The sequence below is a fragment of the Clostridium drakei genome, from assembly GCF_000633595.2.
Classification (GTDB): Bacteria; Bacillota; Clostridia; order Clostridiales; family Clostridiaceae; genus Clostridium_AM; species Clostridium_AM drakei.
Map to the genome: position 1 here is coordinate 1 of NZ_JIBU02000115.1, position 324 is coordinate 324.

The following is a 324-nucleotide window of genomic DNA, read 5'->3' on the forward strand; positions in this document are numbered from 1 at the left end:
TGTAGCTTTAGACGCTCTTGCAACTGATATTGAAGAACAAACTGTTTTTAAAGTAAAGATCTAAAAATAAGCTATGGTGCTGGAAAGAATAAACCAGGACTAATAAGTAGTATATTTATTCTTTGAAGTGTTTTCTAATTAAGATATGATATATAAAAAAACAACCTAAAATTTGTGCAAAGAAGGTGCAATATGAATAATATTTATGATGTTATTATAATCGGTTCCGGTCCTGCAGGGCTTTCTGCAGCTATATACTCAGCGAGAGCTAGACTAAAAACTTTGATACTGGAGAGAGTCAAAGTAGGCGGACAAATTGTAATC

1 protein-coding gene is annotated in these 324 nt (G+C 32.4%); it reads left to right on the top strand.

Going from position 1 to position 324, the window contains the following annotated elements; translation table 11 throughout:
- Positions 1-192: 192 nt before the first annotated feature.
- On the top strand, positions 193-324 hold a 132-nt coding region (locus EG57_RS26155), incomplete at its 3' end, for an FAD-binding protein (protein WP_152563685.1).